At 72.2% G+C, this 16,928-nt stretch carries 12 protein-coding genes and 1 pseudogene; 7 read left to right on the forward strand and 6 right to left on the reverse strand.

Annotated elements, in window-relative coordinates; genetic code table 11:
• The first annotated feature begins 566 nt into the window (after positions 1-566).
• Positions 567-2,051, forward strand: coding sequence for an MFS transporter (locus tag IO40_RS0131390; protein WP_016471269.1), 1,485 nt, complete (start codon positions 567-569; stop codon positions 2,049-2,051).
• A gap of 194 nt (positions 2,052-2,245) precedes the next feature.
• Here the strand turns inward: IO40_RS0131390 and IO40_RS0131395 are convergent, their stop codons facing one another.
• A complete protein-coding gene (locus tag IO40_RS0131395; RefSeq protein WP_051698049.1) occupies positions 2,246-2,572 on the reverse strand; it encodes an RICIN domain-containing protein in 327 nt (108 codons plus the stop codon).
• 655 nt (positions 2,573-3,227) lie between these two features.
• Complete coding sequence (locus tag IO40_RS0131405) at positions 3,228-3,884, reverse strand: flavin reductase family protein (RefSeq protein ID WP_016471265.1); 657 nt, start codon at positions 3,882-3,884, stop codon at positions 3,228-3,230.
• 66 nt (positions 3,885-3,950) lie between these two features.
• Between IO40_RS0131405 and IO40_RS0131410 the strand changes: the two genes are divergently transcribed.
• Positions 3,951-4,670 (forward strand): ArsR/SmtB family transcription factor, encoded by a 720-nt coding sequence (locus tag IO40_RS0131410; protein WP_016471264.1) that lies wholly within the window; start codon positions 3,951-3,953, stop codon positions 4,668-4,670.
• A gap of 106 nt (positions 4,671-4,776) precedes the next feature.
• On the opposite strand, the gene IO40_RS0131415 is transcribed toward IO40_RS0131410, so the two are convergent.
• Complete coding sequence (locus IO40_RS0131415; RefSeq protein WP_016471263.1) at positions 4,777-5,556, reverse strand: GNAT family N-acetyltransferase; 780 nt, start codon at positions 5,554-5,556, stop codon at positions 4,777-4,779.
• Positions 5,557-6,168: 612 nt separating this feature from the next.
• Between IO40_RS0131415 and IO40_RS34380 the strand changes: the two are divergent.
• From IO40_RS34380 to IO40_RS0131435, 4 genes and pseudogenes are all read left to right on the forward strand, one after another.
• A pseudogene (locus tag IO40_RS34380) lies at positions 6,169-6,910 on the forward strand (class I SAM-dependent methyltransferase).
• A gap of 459 nt (positions 6,911-7,369) precedes the next feature.
• Positions 7,370-7,984, forward strand: coding sequence for an ester cyclase (locus IO40_RS39990; RefSeq protein ID WP_421673387.1), 615 nt, complete (start codon positions 7,370-7,372; stop codon positions 7,982-7,984).
• A gap of 1,199 nt (positions 7,985-9,183) precedes the next feature.
• On the forward strand, positions 9,184-10,467 hold the full coding sequence (locus IO40_RS0131430; protein ID WP_051719346.1) for an MFS transporter: 1,284 nt from the start codon (positions 9,184-9,186) through the stop codon (positions 10,465-10,467).
• Between the two features lie 1,344 nt (positions 10,468-11,811).
• The gene (locus IO40_RS0131435) at positions 11,812-13,143 is read left to right on the forward strand and encodes an FG-GAP-like repeat-containing protein (RefSeq protein ID WP_158691583.1); all 1,332 of its coding nucleotides are present in this window, start codon (positions 11,812-11,814) and stop codon (positions 13,141-13,143) included.
• An 89-nt stretch (positions 13,144-13,232) separates the two neighbouring features.
• On the opposite strand, the gene IO40_RS0131440 is transcribed toward IO40_RS0131435, so the two are convergent.
• Positions 13,233-14,354, reverse strand: coding sequence for an FAD-dependent oxidoreductase (locus tag IO40_RS0131440; RefSeq protein WP_016471257.1), 1,122 nt, complete (start codon positions 14,352-14,354; stop codon positions 13,233-13,235).
• 264 nt (positions 14,355-14,618) lie between these two features.
• Positions 14,619-15,191: a TetR/AcrR family transcriptional regulator gene (locus IO40_RS0131445; RefSeq protein WP_030405542.1), complete on the reverse strand. Its 573-nt coding sequence runs from the start codon at positions 15,189-15,191 to the stop codon at positions 14,619-14,621.
• A gap of 63 nt (positions 15,192-15,254) precedes the next feature.
• On the opposite strand from IO40_RS0131445, the gene IO40_RS0131450 reads away from it, so the two are divergent.
• Positions 15,255-16,226 carry an SDR family NAD(P)-dependent oxidoreductase gene (locus IO40_RS0131450; protein ID WP_016471255.1) on the forward strand — a complete coding sequence of 324 codons (972 nt, stop codon included), beginning with the start codon at positions 15,255-15,257 and terminating at the stop codon, positions 16,224-16,226.
• Between the two features lie 69 nt (positions 16,227-16,295).
• Here IO40_RS0131450 and IO40_RS0131455 read toward each other — a convergent pair whose 3' ends face one another.
• Positions 16,296-16,922, reverse strand: a complete 627-nt coding sequence (locus tag IO40_RS0131455; RefSeq protein WP_016471254.1) for a TetR/AcrR family transcriptional regulator — start codon at positions 16,920-16,922, stop codon at positions 16,296-16,298.
• Positions 16,923-16,928: the final 6 nt, after the last annotated feature.

The raw sequence follows: 16,928 nt of genomic DNA on the forward strand, positions 1-16,928 counted from the left end.
GCGCCCCGCCATTTCTCCCGCGATGGGGGCCTGGTGGGCGGGGAGTTCGAGCACGGGGGGCCCCCCAGGGGGGGGGGGGGGGGGGGAGGGAAGGAGGGACGGACGGAGGGGCGTGGAAGGAAGCAGGGCCGGGCCACGGGGGACGGTGCGGGTCGTGGCGGGGCGGGGGCGGAGCAGGGGGACGGCTGCGGGGACCCGCCAAGGGGCTGGTGCGGGACGGCGGGTGGGGCCCGGAGCGGGCGAACGAGAAACATTTAAGGGCTTAGATATTTCACCCGCAAGACCCCGCGGTGAAAAAGATGCCGCCGCCGGACCCCTTGACGGCGGCCAGCCCGGGCCCGGTAGAAATTAAGCGCTAAGAATCTTTGGGCTTCCGGACTCCTCCGGGCCGCTCCCCCGGCACCCGGCCCCACGCCCGGCCGCCCTCCCCACACGTCGCACGAGCCGCGGCGCACCCGACCCCTTCGCCCTCTCCCGCCCCTCCCCCACTGCCGTGCCCCCGCTGTCACACACAGCCGCGGCCCGAACCGCTCCGTCCCCCTGCGCCCGGAGCCGGAGGAACCTGGATGACACTCGACATCCCCCTGGGCAGCCCCACCGCCCGAGCCGAGATCGCGGCCCGCTTCGAGCGGCTCCCCCTCTCACGCTGGCACGTGACCGTCCGCCTCGTCGTCGGCGTCGTCACCTTCTTCGAAGCCTTCGACCAGCTCCTCATCGCCTACGCCATGCCGCAGCTGCGCCAGGAGTGGCAGCTGGGCGCGGGCGGTACGACGGCCGTCCTGACCGTCGGCTCGGTCGGCATGCTGGCCGGCGCGCTCTTCGCCGGGCGCCTGGCCGACCGCATCGGCCGCGTCCGGGTCATCGCGCTCTGCGTCGGCCTGTCCGGGCTCTCCGGACTGGCGCTCGCCGCCTGTCCCTCACCCGGACCGTTCATGGCCGTCCGCTTCGTGCAGGGGCTGGCCATCGGCGGCGAAGTGCCGGTCGCGGCCACTTTCATCAGCGAGATCACCCGCAGCTTCCGCCGTGGCCGCTTCGTCCTCCTCTACGAACTGGTCTTCCCCGCGGGGTTGACCGTCGGCGCGGTCGTCGCCGCCCTCGTGGTGCCCGCGCTCGGATGGCGCTGGATGTACGTGATCGCCGCGGTGCCCGGACTGCTGTGCTACGTCGTGCAGCGCGTCGTCCCCGAGTCACCACGCTGGCTCGCCGACCACGGACGGCTGGAGGAGGCCGCCGCGGTGATGGCACGGATCGAGGCGAAGGTGGAGCGTGCCACGGGCCGCCCGCTGCCGCCGGTCACCGAACCCCCGCGCGGGGACACCCCGGACGCGGCGGACGCGCCGGGTACGGCGAGCGCACCAGCTGCGGCAGCCGCACCGGATACGGCGGACGCACCGGGTGCGGACCGAGTGCCGGCCACCGCCGCCGAGTTGTCCGCGACCGGGCTGCGCGGCCTCTTCACCGGGCGGTACCGCCGTCGCACGCTGGTCATCTGCGCACTGTGGTTCACCGGCTACTTCGTCAACTACGGCGTCACCTCCTGGCTGCCGACCATCTACGGCGACCGCTACGGCCTCTCCCTCTCCGAAGCTCTCGTCTGCTCGACCGTCACCTCGGCCGCGGGATTCGTCGGCTGCCTGATCGTCGCGCTGACCGTGGACGGAGCCGGACGCCGCAGGGTCGTCTCCGTCTGTCTCGGCGCCACCGCGGCCGTCCTGCTGACGCTCTCCCTGCTCGGCGCCGACTCCCCCGCGCGGGTACTGGTCTGGACCTCGCTGGCCGCCGTCTTCTTCTTCGGCGCCAACATCTGCCTGTACCTGTACACCCCCGAACTCTTCCCGACGCGTATGCGTGCCCTCGGCAGCAGCGTGGGCGGCGCGCTCAACCGGCTCGGCATCATCCTGGGGCCGGTCCTGGTCGGCCTGGTGTACGCCGGCGGCGCCGTCTCGCCCGTCTTCGCGATGCTGGGCGGCGTCGCCCTGCTCGGGTCGGTGACCGCGGCGCTCTTCGCCGAGGAGACCGCGAACCGCCGGCTGGAAGAGGTGTCCCCCTGACGGGCCCCGTACGGGACGGCCGTTGTGACGCGGCCGGGGCCGGACACGAGAAGGGCCGCACACGCTTCGGGTGTGCGGCCCTTCTGCCGGGCGGGGCGAAGCACCGGAACGGACCGTGCCGCAACCGGCTCCTCACCCGCCCCCGCAACCCCACGGTTCCATGGGGAACTCAGCCGGCTTGCCGCCGGAGGGGACTAGAGAGTGAAGCGGAACCGCTGGTTGGCGCCGTTGTGGCAGCCGTACTGGATGATCCGGGCACGGTCCGCCCGGCTGGCACCCTCCACGTCGAGACACTTCCCCGCGAACGTGCGGATCTTGTAGACGTTGTTGCCGACCCGCTGGAAGGTGAACCGCTGGTTGGCGCCGTTGTGACAGCGGTACTGGATGATCGGGGCACGGTCGGCGCGGCTGGCCCCTTCGACGTCGAGGCACTTCCCGGCGAACGTGCCGATCGTCCGACCGCTGGGCTGAGCAGCCGCCGACGGCTTCTCCGCCGCGCCGCTCGCCGAGGCGGGCGCCATGCCTCCGAGGACAGTGATCACGGATACAGCCCCGGCGGCGACACCGACAGCAACTTTCCGACCGTTCATCAGCCAGCCCTTTCTCTCCACAGTGGACTCCTTCGCTTCCGCCGACGGCGCTCCTGTCCCTGGGACGGGTCCCCTGGACAGACACTGGGACAGGTCCCTGGACGGGAAGCGCCGGGAAGCTGGATGGAATCCTGGGGCCGGCCGGGTTTCCGGTACATAGGAAATCCGCTTTTTCCCCCTCTCGGGTGCCTTTCCGCAGCAAAACCCCTTCACTTCCACATGTACGGGGCATGCGCGGCACCGGGCTCGTTCCCGGGGCGCGCCCGGCCGAAGAACACTCCACACCGACCCGAAACGGTGGTTTGCCGGACGGCGGCACAGTGCGGGCGCTCGTCCCCGGGCCGGCAAGCAGGCGCGAAGTCCCCCAAAGGAGGCGCGGCAGCGCTGCCCGCTCGGTCCCCGGTGCACGCGCGCGGGCGCAATCCATGCGGCTCGGCGGGCGGGGCGCCGGCACAGCTATTTCCGCGGGAGACCGCATGGGACCCGCCGGTTCCGGGGCCCGGTGCCGTGCGGACGGCCGCTCCGCCACGCGCGTATGGCGGGACCGCCAGTTCCTCGTCGGCCAGGTCGGCGACCGCGCGCTCCGCTACGCGCGTGTGGAGGGCCTGCGCGGTGTCCTGGTGCGGTAGGAGCAGCCGAGTTCGGCACCGAGCCCGAAGTAGTGCCGGAAGTTGTAGATCAGCGGATTCCAGGCGGCGGGATCGACGTGATCCGTGCCGGGCACGACGATGCGCGGATCCACATGGACCTTGTGGACGGCCGCCTCGACGGTGACGAAACTCCCGGAGGCGTCGGGCGGCACCCGCTCGGCGCGGGCCTCCAGTTGAAGAGGACACTCGGCGACGCGCGGGGGCCGCACCAGGTGGGAGGGTTCGGGGTGCAGCCCTGCCGCGCCGAATTCGTCGTGCTCGGAACGGCAGCCCTCCGGCTTGTCCGCCGGTACCGGATTCCGGCCGGTCAGCGGGGCCAGGCGCTCCACCGCCCGCCACTGGGAGGAAGCGGGCAGGCTGATCACGAGCTCGGACCGGCTGTCCAGGTTCCGGGCCGTCTGCCCCTCCCGTCCCAGGCCCAGCACGACCGTCTTCCCCAGCGCCCACGCCGAGGACATCGGAGCGAGATCGAAGGAGCCGTCCTCGTTCTCCGTGGGCAGCAGCACGACCGGAGTGCCGAAGTACAGGATGTTCGGTTCGATCGCGCGGCGAGAGCCGCTCTGACCTGCGGTGATGAGTGATGAAGTGGTCATGGGGCGACAGCTTGGGAACCGGATGCTTCGGCGGGTGCCGAAGCCTCGACCGCGATAATCGAGCACATGACCAGTCAGCGCACCCGTACGAAAGGCCCGGACCTGGCCGCCGTGGCCCAACTCCTGGCCGACGGCACGCGCGCGAGCTTCTGCCTGGCCCTGCTGGACGGCCGGGCATGGACGGCGACGGAACTGGCCCGGCACGCGGGCGTGGCCGCGTCGACCGCGACCGAGCACCTGAACGCGCTCGTGCGCGGGAACCTGCTCGTCGAGGAACGGCAGGGACGGCACCGCTACGTACGGCTCGCCGACGCCCCCGTGGCGGAACTCGTCGAGAATCTCGCGGCGCTGGCCCCCGACCGGTCCGCGCCGCCCCGTTCGCTGTCCGCGGCCGGCCGGCGACGCGCCCTCGCCCACGCACGCACCTGCTACGACCACCTCGCCGGGACCCTGGGCGTCGCGATCACCGACGCCATGACGGAGCGGGGCCTGCTGGACTGGGAGCACGGGTTCAGGCTCACGGGTGCCGGGGAGGGCTGGCTCACGGAACTCGGCGTCACCGTCCCGGCCGGCACCCGCCGGCCCGCGGTGCGGTCGTGCCTGGACTGGACGGAACGCCGCCCGCACCTTGCCGGAGCGGTCGGCGCGGCCCTGTGCGGCCACGCCCTCGGCTCCGGCTGGATCTTGCGTATCGGCACAACCCGCGCGGTGACCGTCACCCCCGAGGGGCGGCAGGTGCTGCGCGACCGGCTCGGCTTGTCCGACGCGCTGCTGGCCCATAAGTGATCTCCCCTGCTTCGCTCCGGTGACGAGGGCCGGCCGGCACGGCGGTGGGCGGTGCGCCGCGGTCGGCGGGGGCGGGTGCGGCGGGACGGCAGGGCGGCGGGGCGCGTCAAGGGGTGCGGAAGCCGCGGAAGACCACCTGCTTGCGGGCTGCGAAACCGAGGGCTTCGTACAAGGCGATCGCTGCGGTGTTGGCCTCGGCCACGTGCAGAAAGGGACGTTCGCCGCGTGCCACGATCCGTGCAGCGAGCGCGGTGACCAGACGCGCCGCATGACCCCGCCCGCGGGCCTCGGGGGCGGTGCACACAGCGCTGATCTCGGTCCAGCCGGGAGGCCGCAGCCGCTCTCCCGCCATCGCCACCAGCCTGCCGCCCTCCCGGACACCGAGATAGGTACCGAGTTCGCAGGTGCGCGGCCAGAACGGACCCGGCCGGGTCCGCGCGACGAGGTCCAGCATCTCGGCCGCGTGCTCCGCGCCCAGCTCGACCACCCGGGTGCCCGCGTCGGGCTGTGCGGGCCGGCCGCTGCCGGTCCAGATCATCTGGCGGCCGTCGAGGCGGAAGACGGGCTCCCAGTCGGGTGGCGGCGCGGCCGGGGAGCTGAACATGTCGGCGACCTCGCCCGGCCCCAGCAGCCGGGCGAGGTCGGCCCACTCCCGGGGCCCTGGCTCGGCCGGTACCGAGGAGAAGGTCGCCACTTCCGGCAGGTAGGTGGCGGATCGGCCGAGCCGACGGGCGAACCGGGCGTGCGGGCCGCGGAGTGACTGACCCACCGGGTCGTCGAGTACCAGGTCGGCGGGGGCGTCGAGCGGCGGGGCGTCGGCGGCCGGGTGGTCGAGCGCCAGGTCGTCGCGCACCGGGGCGTCGAGCGGCGGGTGGTCGTGATTCATCGGGCTGTCCCATCCATGCGGTCCATGGAAACGCATCGCTTTGTCCCGCCCGACACCGGGACTGCCCCGTCCTCCCCCGTTCCGGACGGGACGGACCACTCCCCCGGAACGAGGCGTCCGGCCCGTCGGCGAAGCCCGCGTCCAGCTGCCCGGTCGGACCGGGGGTGGAAGGACGAGCAGGCGGTACGACCGTGGTCCGATGCGGAAATATGGACCACGCTCCGACGACGTGAGGTGGGCGTCGGCGGCATCGTTGCACCGTGACCGATACCCATTCGCCAATCACCGCTGTTTCCTCTTCGCCAATCGCCGTTGGCTCCTCGCCGACCGCCGTGTACCGGGCCCCCGTCCCGAACCGTCCGGTCAGCGACGTCTCCTTCCTCCTCGTGGTGTCGCTCGTGCTTGCCGGTTTTCTGCTCCGACTTCGGGGGCCTCTCCCCCGCGCAGCGGAACGCCTGCGGGCATCGCCCGGCTCGCCGGACGGCGTCGGCGCCCCCGTGTCCCGGCCGTGCCCGGCAGCGGGCGACCTCGCCGGCCCAGGAGGTCGGCCGGCCGGGTCCCCGGCGGATCGCACGGGGGAACTACGCTGCGGCGATGGACCGAGCAACCGACATGCCCGAACGGCCCGCCCACCCCGCGGAAGAGCCCCGGGTGAACGACTACGACCGCTTCGCCGAGGCGTACTCGGCGCAGAGCGAGAACAGTCTCGTGAACGCGTACTACGAACGGCCCGCGATGCTGGCCCTCGCCGGAGACGTGGCCGGCCGCCGGATCCTGGACGCCGGCTGTGGCTCGGGCGCCCTGTTCGCCGCGCTGCGCGACCGGGGCGCCGAGGTCACCGGTCTCGACGCCAGCGCCGGGATGCTGGCGTTGGCCAGACAGCGACTCGGCGCCGACGCCCCTGCATGTGGCGGATTTGAAGGACCCGCTGCCGTTCGCCGACGGGGCGTTCGACGACGTGGTCGCGTCGCTGGTGCTGCACTACCTGGAGGACTGGGGGCCGACGCTCGCCGAGTTGCGGCGCGTACTCGCTCCGGGCGGCCGGCTGATCGCGTCGGTGGACCATCCGTTCGTGGCCTACACGATCCAGGAGCCCCGGCCCGACTACTCGGCGGTCACCAGTTACTCCTTCGACTGGATGCTGGACGGGCAGTTGGTACCGATGAGGTTCTGGCGCCGGCCGTTGCACGCGATGACCGATGCCTTCACTGCCGCCGGCTTCCGTCTCGCCGCCTTCAGCGAGCCCCAGCCCGACCCGGCCGCCCGTGAAGTGTTCCCCGAGGATTTCCCCGGCCTCTCAGCCAAACCTGTCTTCCTCTTCTTCGTCCTGGAGGTGCCCCCTGCCACAACCTAGTTCCCTACGCCTGTAGTTCGACGAAGGTATGTAGTTGCCCGCGTGGCGCGTACGGGACGGCGATGGCCGAGTTGCCGTTGGCCGACGGCGAGCGGGAGAAGCCGGTGCGCTGGTCGCGACGGGCGACGTCCGCGCAAGCGCCGGCTCAGCGGTGCCGGATCACGCTCGGCTGCGCGGAGGGGAGAACGAACCAGCCCGACCGCTGTGGCAGTCCTCCCGCGCGAGCTTGAACGGGTGCTGCGCCGGTTCGGCGAGCGGTTCTTCGACGTGCGCCGCAGGACGACGACGCCAGCGGCGAGGCGGACACTTCGCTGCCCTGGAGAAACCCGAGCCCCTCACCGATAACATCACGGCTTTCGCCGGGCAACTCGGCCTGCTACGACCATGCGTGCTTCCCGGCAGCCGACCATCCTCGATCTCCTGGTCCTCGACCAGACACCACTGCCGGAAGGAGACTCCGTGCCCCACGCGAGCCTGGAGGCGACGTACCTGGCCTACCTCGACGCGCTCAACGACCGGCGGTTCAGCGTCCTGGACGAGTTCGTCCAGGACGAGCTCACTTACAACGACAAGGTGCTCACCCGTCAGGAGTACGCCGACATGATCGCGGCGGACATCAGGGCCGTCCCGGACCTGCGCTTCGACGCGCACCTGCTGCTCACCGATGACGACGTCGTGGCGTGCCGCCTGTGGTTCGACTGCACACCCCACCGGCACGTTCTTCGGCCAGGCGCCGACAGGGCGGCGCATCTCGTTCGGCGAGCACGTCTTCTACCGGTTCCGGGCCGGGCGCATCGCGCAGGTCTGGTCACTCATCGACCGCGAGGCGGTCGCGACCCAGCTCACGGGGTGACCTCCACTGCACTTGCCGAGCAAGGCACGCCGGGCGGGCCAAGCAGGTGTGTGGGAGCCTTCGTGGGTGTCGGGCGCATGGGCACTCATGAGGTTCTTTCCCCAGGTCGGGCGCAGTGGCGACGCCACTTGCCCACCGCCTGCGGCCAGATGCCGAATTCGGCGGCCACCTGCCGGTTCGACTTCCCCTCCGCGCGGCCGAACACGGTCCGGCACCGCTGAGCCAGGGACTGCGCGGATGCCGCCCGTCGCGACCAGCGCACCAGCGACTCACGCTCATCGTCGGCCAACGTCAATTCGGCCATCGACCGACCCATACGCGCCATGCAGGCAACACTGCACATACGCATCGGATTCCAGGCGTAGGACATCAGGCGTTGTCGTAGTCGCTTGACGAACGGTGTCCTGACTGCCGGGCAACCGCTCGGCAGTTCCTCAGCGCACGGAAGGCGCCGGCAAGGCCGTTCACCCTCACATTCGCTTCTGCCTCTGCCATCGGCATCAGCACCAGCACCAGCACCCATAAATCCGGACTCTCGGCGGCTCGTTCATCCACCGCATCGCCCTGGGGTCCGGGCGCGTTCGGGTCACGGGTACGGCACCGCGTCGTCCGTCGGGGTCCGAACCGGGGTCTGCCGGGCCCTACGTGGCCGCGGCACCGGTCGGGCGTGTGTACGGCGCCTCGTCCGGCAGGGGCGGCGGGCACGACCTCGGCGACGGTCTTGCAGTGGGGCGGGACCGGTGCGGAAGGCCGAGCCGATCAGCAGGTGTCCGAGGACGGCCCCGTCGGTGAAAGGGGGCGCGGCCATCGCGCAGCCCGCCGGCAGAACCGCGACAGCCTGTGCGGCTCCGCTGGCCCAGCGGCTGCTGACGCCCCGGGGCTTTAGCACGTCCATGAGCGGGGAGACCGTCAGCAGCGGGACGAGGCTGAAGGCGGCGATGCCGCTGATGGTGCTCGCAGCAGCCTGGGGATCATGCGGAGTTCGGTCCGCAGATACGACGGCAGCCAGGCCTGGCTCAGCGACAGCGCCCAGGAGGCTCCGTAGGCTTCGTCGCGGCACGCCATACCGAGTCGGGCGAGCCGTCCTTCTGGGCGGGCTTCACCATTGCGGCACTCGTCCACCTGGTGGCGCGGAAGCTGCCACCGCCACCACACACGGCGGGTCTCCCCACTGCGGACGGACCCCCACAGGAACAGCACCGCGGAAGCCCGGCCCGCCACCACAGCGGAGACGGGACCAAGCCCGAAGGGGACCGTCCGCCCCCTCCCCCCTGCAAGGCGGGGCCGGTGTCGCCGTCCGGCGGACGTGACGACGCCGGTCCCACCGAACGGCCACTAAAAGCGAAGATTTTGCGTTAGCCCGACGGAGGGCCTACGGTACTAAAAGCAAATACATTGCGTTTACCGCAGAAGGTGTCCCATGCCAAGCGTCCTGCCCGATGCGTCCGCCCCGCCCCGAACGCCGGTGCGCCCCGCCCCCACGGCCGACAGCGCCCCTCCCACGAGACACACCAGGAGGCGCACGGCCTCGTTCGCCCTCGACACCTCGATCCTGGTGGCCCTCCTGGCCGCGTCCAGCGCCCCGACACCGCTCTACCCCCTCTACCAGGACCGGTGGGGCCTGTCCGCGCTCGCCGTCACGGTGGTCTTCAGCGCCTACGCCCTCGCGCTGCTGCTGGCCCTGCTCACCACCTCGGCGCTCTCGGACCACCTGGGCCGGCGCCCGGTGCTCACCGGCGCCCTGCTCGTCGAGGCGGCCTCCATGATCGTCCTGGCTTCGGCCGACGGTGCCGGGCTGCTGATAGCCGCGCGCGTGCTGCAAGGGGTGGCGACCGGCGCGGCCACCAGCGCCGCGGGCGCGGTCCTCCTCGACCTGGGAGACCCCCGGCGTCCGGGCCGGGCGGCGCTGACCAACAGCATCGCCCCGGTCGCCGGTATGGCCGCGGGTGTCCTTGCCGCCACCCTCCTCGTCCGTTTCGCCCCCGCCCCGACCGTCACCGTCTACGTGGTGCTCGCCGCCCTGTTCGCCGCCCAGGCCGTCGCGGTCGGGTTCACCACCGAGACCGCACACCGCCGCTCCGGCGCGCTGGCATCGCTGCGTCCGCGACTCGGCGTCCCGCCCACGGCCCGCCGCGCCCTGCTGGCCGTCGGCACGGGGGTGGTCGCCATCTGGGCGCTGGGCGGCTTCTACTCCTCCCTGGGGCCGGCACTCGTGCGCCTGGTGGCACCCGACGCGCCGCAGGCGGCCCGCGGGATGGTCTTCTTCACCCTCAGCGCCGCCGCCGCGCTGACCGTGTGGACGCTGCGGCGTACGGCACCCTCCACCGCGGCGATCGGCGGCTGCCTGGCCGTCCTCCCCGCCGCGGCCCTCACCCTGAGCGGTCTGCACGGCGCCGGACTCCCGGCCGTGTACGGCGGCGCCGCGCTGGCCGGCATCGCCTTCGGCGCCGTCTCCCAGGGGGCGCTGCGGACGGTTCTCGCCTCGCTCGACGAGCGGGACCGCGCCACGACACTGGCCGCCTACTACGTCCTCAGCTACCTCTCCATGAGCCTGCCGGCCATCGCCGCGGGCGCCGCCACCCAGGCCTTCGGGCTGGGTACCACCTCGCACGCCTACGCCCTCACCACGGCGCTGCTCGCCGTCGCGGCCCTGGCGGCGCTCGTCCTGTCACGGCGCGGGAGGGCCCGGTCCCTGGCCGGCTGATCGGAGAGGGGCGGCTCGGCCGCGGCTTCCGGTACGGCGGCTTCCCGGTGCGTGACCCGGATCCGCGTGCGTACGAGGGAGGCGCGGCCGGGGTGAGCTGAAAGCATGATCGGAGTGCGGCCCGCGCCCCTCCCCCGCGTCTGCCTCGTTACCCCGGTATGGGACACAAGAGTCACGCCCGCCGCCGGCTCGCGGAGCGGCGCTCGCTGAGGCGCCGCCCGTCCGCGCGGCGGCTCCCCCGCCGCTTCCCGCGCGGCGGACCGGGCGCAAGCTGCCCAGCCGGCGCGCCCGCCCCTCCGCCCGTGGGCAGATCGGTGGTCGTCTTCCTGATGCTCGCGCTGACGGCCTCCTGCGTACATGTCGATCCCAGCCCCACCGCGTCCGAGCGCCGGCACCCCTCCCCGCCGCACACGACCCTGGCGCGGCCCTCACCGGTCGAAGCGCTCTCCGCGCCTGTGCGGCGGAAGACGGGCGACCATGCGCGGCCGGCCGGCAAAAGCCACCGTCCGGAGCGGACGAGCGGGCCGGCGGGCACCGGAAGCGGCCCGCAGCCGCAGCCCCGCAACCGTGCGGACCGTCCGAGGTCCACGGCTTCCGCACCGCCCCGAAGGCAGGCGGCGCCACCGCCCCGGCACCGGGCCGCCCCGCCCGCACCGTCACGGCCCCGCCAGCGTGCCGCACCGGCCGCTCCCCGCCGGCCCGCCGCCGAACCCCGGCCCCGCACCCGCCTCCGGCCCCGCGTGACGGTGCACCCCAGGGAGCTGTGCCGGTGGGGCACGCAGGCCGGTGTCCGGCGCGATCTGATGGCCTTGTGCCGGCAGACCTACGGGCGGTGAGGCCGCGCGGCCCGGCCGCCCCACTGCCCGACGGCTGACCCCCGGCCCGGCGTACCGGGTGGCCGAGCCGTCGCGACCGGGGCGGAGACGGCGCAATCGGGGGCGGAGGCGGCGGACTTCCAGCGGTCTTCCGTCCCGTTGGTCTCCGCGACGGCGGGCACGGGCTACCAGCCGCGCACCCCGCACCGTCCAACCGCTGTCCAGCCGCCGTCGGTTACCGCCCAGCCGCCGTCACCGAAGCCTGCCTCGGCGAACACACCCCCCGGGCACGTGGTCCGCCGCCGTTCCCCGACACTTGGAGTCCGCTCAGCGAGCCGGTCGAGGCGACCGGTGGCCCGGGCGGTGACATGACGGCCGGGGAAGAAATCCGGGCAGAACCGGGAAGAAGAGGCATCGAAACATGCGGCGACGCCGGGTATGGACCGTGGTCACAGCCCTCGCGCTGGGGGGAGCCGCCCTGGGGCTGTGGTCCTGCGCCACGGGGAGTCCTCCGCAGGGGGGTGTGAGCGTGGCGGCGGCCACGGCCGGATCCGGTGAGGCGGCGGACATCGACGGCGACGGCCACGACGACCTCGCCGTCGGTGCGCCCGGCGCGACCGTTCGGGGCAAGTCCGGCGCCGGACAGGTGGCACTGGCCTTCGGCTCGGAGAAGGGCGTCGTGGCCGCCCGTCACCAGGTGCTCAGCCGGGCTGATCCCCGCATACCGGGTTCCCCGCAAGCCGGCGGTGCGTTCGGCTCCGCCCTCGCGATGGGCGACCTGGACGGCGACGGGCACGCGGATCTGGTCGTCGGGGCGAGCGGCGAGAACGCCGGCGGTACCGCGCGCGCCGGTTCGGTGACCGTGGTCTTCGGCGCGCGTGACGGCCTCTCCGATGCGGCCCTCACCTTCCACGCCCCCTCTCCGACGGAACGAGGAGGGTTCGGCGGGCAACTGACGCTGGGTGACTTCGACCATGACGGGCTGAAGGACATCGCCGTCGCCGACGGCAAGCAGATCGCCCTCGTCCTCGGCGCGAAGAACCTCCGCGACACCAACGGCCCGAAGATCACCCTGCACGTCCCGCCGGGAGGCGGCGCGGCGCTGGAACGCCTCGCGAGCGGCGACATCGACGGCGACGGCCACGACGACCTCGTCACCATCGCCTCCTCCGACGACCCCGCCGACGAGGGCGCCCTCGCCGTCCTGCCCGGCACCGACAGCGGCGTGGGCGGCGAACCGCTCGGACACCAGGTCCCCCTGCCCTCCGCCGACTTCGCCCTCGCCGTCGGGGACATCGACGCCGACGGCAAGGACGATGTCGTCATCGACACCGGCTTCGGGGACGCTCCGGACGACACCGTCCTGCGGACGTACCCCGGCGGGGCGAGCGGCCTGCGCGTGGACGACCCCGTGGTGTGGAAGGGCGAACGCGTCCGGAGCGACACCGTACGGCTCGCCGACCTCGACGGGGACGGGCACGCCGACCTGATCGTCGGTGACCGGCGGGCACCGAGCGCCGAAGGCCACAACGACGCCGGCGCACTGCGGGTGGCCCCGGGGAGCAAGCGGTGGTTCGACAGCTCCGCGATGCGGACGGTCTCCCTCGACACCCGGGGCGTTCCCGGCGGGGCCGCGGGGAACGACCGTTTCGCCTCGGCGTTGGCGGTGGGCGACTACGACGGTGACGGAACCGCCGACGTGGCGGTCGGCGTTCCCGGCCGGTCGCTAAAGTCCGGTGCGGTCTGCGTGCTCCTCGGCGGCCCCGATGGTGTCTCGGGCCGGCGCGCGGCCCTCTTCAACCCGGAGGCGTTCGGCGCCGATCCGGACGCGGCATCCTTCGGGGCGGCACTCGCCGGCTGAGCACAGGGCCGCGGCGACCGCCCACCGCACGGTCTCCGGGGAGTTCCGCGGTGACCATGCGGTGGCCGCGCCCCGGTCCCCTGTACGGGTCAGGGGTGAGCGAACAGCGTGACCACGCTCTGCGGTGCTTCCCGGCCGAAGAAAATCTCCAGGTTCTTCGCCGAGCGGCGGGCGGCGTCGCCGCTGCGCGGGAACAGCCGCTCCTCGTAGGCGGTGAGCGCGAGTTCGGTGTCGGGTTGCTCGACCAGCTTGCGCGCCAGGTCAGCCCCGTCGTACATGGCGAGGTTCGCGCCTTCACCGGCGAAGGGCGACATCAGATGCGCGGCGTCGCCGACGAGCGTCACGCCGGGCACCCTGTCCCAGGTGAGCCCGGCGGGCAGGGCGTGGATGGGCCGGAGCAACGGTTCGGCGTCGCTCCGTGTCACGAAGGCGGTGAGGAGCGGCGACCAGCCGGCGAACTCGTCGGCGACGCGACGGAGGCCCCTGGACAGGTCGCCGAAGTCGATCGACCTCATCCACTCCTCGGGCTTGTTCAGCGCTGCGTATCCGCGCACGCTCCCGTCGGCGTAGCGGTGGGCGATGATGCCCTTGCCGGGCTCGACCGCCATGAGCGTGCCGCTGCCGATCGCCGCCACGCTCTCCCGGCGGTCCCGGCCGCCCGGGGCGAGAGCGATTTCGACGAAGCAGGTTCCGCTGTAGCGAGGCTTGGCGGTGGTGAGCAGCGGGCGCACCTTCGACCAGGCACCGTCCGCGCCGACGACGATGTCGGCGCGCGTGGTGGAACCTTTCGCGAAGGTGAGTTCGCAGCCGCCCTCCGCGCGGCGCCGGACGGAGGTGAGCTTGTGCCCCCACCTGATCGTCCCGGGCTCCAGTGAGTCGATGAGCAGACGCCGTAGTTCACCGCGGTCCACCTCGGGGCGGGCCGAGCAGGGGTCCGCGGGCTTGTCGAGCAGAACCGTCCCGTGGCGGTCAACGACACGCTTGGCGTCCTCGCCCGGGCGGACCAGAGCGAGAAACCCGTCGTACAGACCGGCTGCGCGCAGTGCGACCTGCCCGGTCTCCACGTGGATGTCGAGCAGGCCGCCCTGGTCACGGGTCTGCGCCGATGCCTCGCCCTCGTAGATCGTCGCAGCGACGCCGTGGGCTTGGAGGACCCGCGCGAGCGTGAGCCCGCCCAGTCCTGCTCCGACAACGGCGATGGTCTTCCGCATGGTGCGCTCCTGTGTTGCGCCGGCACGCGCCGGCGACGGTCAGCGCCGAAAGCGGACGTGCTGCCCGGCCCCGGCATGGAGACGCTCACCGATCAGAACCATCTGCATCGATGTACGAGCGATGTTTTGCGGGCGGACCCGGCGGAACATCGTTTTTCGCGACCTTGTGACTATAACTCGCCATGCGCCTCGGACGGCTCGGCAGTGCCGCCGGAAAGAGACGCCGCTCACACTCCCTCGCCCATGTGGAGCGGTCACGTGTCTTCAGCGCACCAGGAGACCGATGGCGACCGCCAGTCGTTCGAGATAGAACTCCCGGGACGTGGCCTGATGCTTGATGCCGATCGATGCGCTGATCATCGTCTGCGCGACGGGGAGGGCCTCCTCTCGTCCCGACTCGACGGCGATCGCATCTGTGATCAGTTCCTCGAAACGTCGCGGTGCGGTCTCGGTGATCTCCCCGAGCAGGTCGGGATTGTCCTCGGCAACCGTCGCGACATCGGACGCCAGCGGGCCGATATAGCGGCCGGCCCACTGGTCGAACGCTTCGACGAGGCGCTCCGCAAGGGGGCGGCCCCTGTCGGCCAAGACCTGTTCGACCGCGGTGATGTCGTGCTCCAGGGCCTGGGTGACCGCGGCACGGAACAGCGCCTCCTTCGAGGAAAAGAGGAAGTAGAGCCCGGGCCGGGAGATCCGCGCCGCCCGCGCCACCTCCTCCATCGAGGTCTTCCGGTATCCGAATCGCGCGAACGTGGCCATGGCGGACTCCAGAACCATGGTCCGGCGGTCGGTATCGGCGACTGTCGACGGCGGGTGGCCGGAGTCGGGACTGCTCATGGAACGAGCATACGAGGGAAGACGAACTATACAAATTCTGTTTAGTGCGTATAGTCAGCCGCCATGGACACTCGCAAACTCATCTGCACGCCCTTCACCTCCTCCACCACCGCGGAGGAGGTACTGCGGGACATCGACCTCACCGGCGTCCGCGCTGTCGTGACGGGAGCCTCCTCCGGACTCGGGGTCGAAACGGCTCGTGCGCTGACCGCCGCCGGGGCGGAGGTGACCCTCGCCGTCCGGAACACGAGTGCGGGTGACGCCGTCGCCGAGACGATCGGCAGGTCGACCGGGCGAATCCGGCCCCGCGTCGTCCGGCTCGACCTCGCCGACAGGGCCACCGTCACACGGTTCGTCGAGGCGTGGAGCGGCCCGCTGCACCTGCTGATCAACAACGCCGGCGTGGTCACCGGCGGCCTCGAACGCACGCGTGAAGGCTGGGAGCTGCAATTCGCGACGAATCATCTCGGCCACTTCGCGCTGGCCACCGGCCTGCACCACGCCCTGGCCCGGGGAGCGGCGGACCGCGACGGAGCACGGATCGTCTCGGTCAGTTCGACGGCGCACATGCGGTCCGGCATCGACTTCGACGACCTCCACTTCGAGCGCCGCGGCTACGACCCGCAGATCGCCTACGCCCAGTCGAAGACGGCGAACTCCCTCTTCGCCGTCGAGGCGACCCGCCTCTGGGCTGCCGACGGCATCGTCGCCAATGCGGTGAACCCCGGCGGCATCGCGACGGGACTGCAACGGAACTTCTCACCGGAACAGAAGGCATCGCTCGACGCGGCCGAGGCCGCCGGAGTCTTCACGTACAAAACGGTCGAACAGGGAGCCGCCACCAGCATCGTCGCGGCCGTCGCCCCCGAGTTCGCCCACTCCGGAGGCCACTACCTCGACGATGCACAAGAGGCCTACACCGTGCCGAACGACGCCGACCTCGCACAGCACCCGCATGGTGTCAAGGAATGGGCGCTCGACCCCGCCACCGCCCGGCGCCTCTGGACCGTCTCGACCGGCCTGCTCCGCGTCTGACCTCGCCACGCCACAGCGTGCCGCACCAGGGTGATCTGCCGCACGCGGGAGTCGTCCGGAAGAGAAAACCTAGATCACGGCCGTCAGCGGCAACCTGACCGCAGGGGGCAGCGGCACGACGGCCGGCTCGGCCCGCATGCCCTGGATGAGCAGTGCGGCGAAGCGCTGCGACGCGGCCACCGTGGCGGCCGGCGATGTGGCCCGGATGCCGCCGTTGGCCATGAGCATCATGATCAGGTCGTCCACGACGAAGTCCGGGCGGAGCTTTCCCGCCGCCTTGGCCCGGCGGGCGAGTTCGGCGACCTTGCCCAGGGCCCGCTGCCGGGCCGCGGCGAAGTCGGCCGCGCGGGGGAAGGCGGAGACGAACGCGGCGGTGAAGCCGCGGTCACTCGCGTGCAGTTCACACACTTTCTCGATCATCCGGCAGAAACCGTGCCAGGGATCCGGGTCTGCGAGTCCCTCGTCGACGATGGCGGTGCAGGCTGCCATCTGCTCGGCGAACACCTCGGTGACCAGTTCCTCCTTGGCCGGGAAGTGCCGGTAGAGGGTCGCGGGGCCGACCTCGGCTCGCCGGGCGATCTCACGCATCGCCACATCCAGCCCCTGCTCGGCGAACACCGAGCGGGCAACGGCCAGGATGCGCTCGCGGTTGTCCCGCGCATCCGAGCGCAGCAGATGAGGCAATCGGTTCGTCATCGCTCT

This window comes from Streptomyces albus subsp. albus, assembly GCF_000725885.1.
Taxonomy (GTDB): Bacteria; Actinomycetota; Actinomycetes; order Streptomycetales; family Streptomycetaceae; genus Streptomyces; species Streptomyces albus.

Coding starts and splice junctions, on each gene's coding strand:
- IO40_RS0131405 (WP_016471265.1), bottom strand. CDS start 3,884: ATGACCACTTCATCACTCATCACCGCAGGTCAGAGCGGCTCTCGCCGC.
- IO40_RS0131455 (WP_016471254.1), bottom strand. CDS start 16,922: ATGACGAACCGATTGCCTCATCTGCTGCGCTCGGATGCGCGGGACAAC.
- IO40_RS0131415 (WP_016471263.1), bottom strand. CDS start 5,556: ATGAATCACGACCACCCGCCGCTCGACGCCCCGGTGCGCGACGACCTG.
- IO40_RS0131440 (WP_016471257.1), bottom strand. CDS start 14,354: ATGCGGAAGACCATCGCCGTTGTCGGAGCAGGACTGGGCGGGCTCACG.
- IO40_RS0131410 (WP_016471264.1), top strand. CDS start 3,951: ATGACCAGTCAGCGCACCCGTACGAAAGGCCCGGACCTGGCCGCCGTG.
- IO40_RS0131450 (WP_016471255.1), top strand. CDS start 15,255: ATGGACACTCGCAAACTCATCTGCACGCCCTTCACCTCCTCCACCACC.
- IO40_RS0131430 (WP_051719346.1), top strand. CDS start 9,184: ATGCCAAGCGTCCTGCCCGATGCGTCCGCCCCGCCCCGAACGCCGGTG.
- IO40_RS0131390 (WP_016471269.1), top strand. CDS start 567: ATGACACTCGACATCCCCCTGGGCAGCCCCACCGCCCGAGCCGAGATC.
- IO40_RS0131445 (WP_030405542.1), bottom strand. CDS start 15,191: ATGAGCAGTCCCGACTCCGGCCACCCGCCGTCGACAGTCGCCGATACC.
- IO40_RS0131395 (WP_051698049.1), bottom strand. CDS start 2,572: ATGGCGCCCGCCTCGGCGAGCGGCGCGGCGGAGAAGCCGTCGGCGGCT.